Genomic DNA, 480 nt, shown 5'->3' with positions numbered 1-480 from the left:
GGCATGTCGCAGCTGCGCGGGTGGCTGACCCCCGAGCTGCGCGCCACCCTCGAAGCCGTGTTGGCGAAACTGGCCGCGCCCGGCATGTGCAACCCCGACGATCAAACCCCTTGTGTGGACAGCACTCCCATACAAGAAGCCATCGACAACGACGTCCGCTCGGCTGCCCAGCGCAACCATGATGGGCTCAATGCCGCCCTGCGCGCGCTACTGGCGTCGGGAAAACTCGGCCAGCACAACGGACTACCGGCCTCCATCATCGTCACCACTACCCTGGCCGAGCTCGAAGCCGCCGCCGGGCGCGGACTCACCGGTGGAGGCAGCATCCTGCCCATGAGCGATGTGATCCGCCTGTCCCGCCACGCCCGGCACTACCTGGCGATCTTCGACAAAGGCAAGACCCTGGCGCTGTATCACACGAAACGCCTGGCCTCCCCCGCACAACGAATCGTGCTGTACGCCAAGGATCGTGGCTGCACG

Annotated in this window: 1 protein-coding gene; it reads left to right on the top strand. The window is 66.0% G+C overall.

The annotated features are described in order from the left end of the window. The coding region (locus ACQI5H_RS24605; protein WP_427081897.1) for a DUF222 domain-containing protein at positions 1–480 on the top strand (480 nt) is incomplete at both ends.

Origin of the sequence: Mycobacterium heidelbergense (assembly GCF_050205645.1) — a bacterium.
GTDB lineage: Bacteria > Actinomycetota > Actinomycetes > Mycobacteriales > Mycobacteriaceae > Mycobacterium > Mycobacterium heidelbergense_A.
This window is presented reverse-complemented; position numbering and strand designations above follow the sequence as displayed.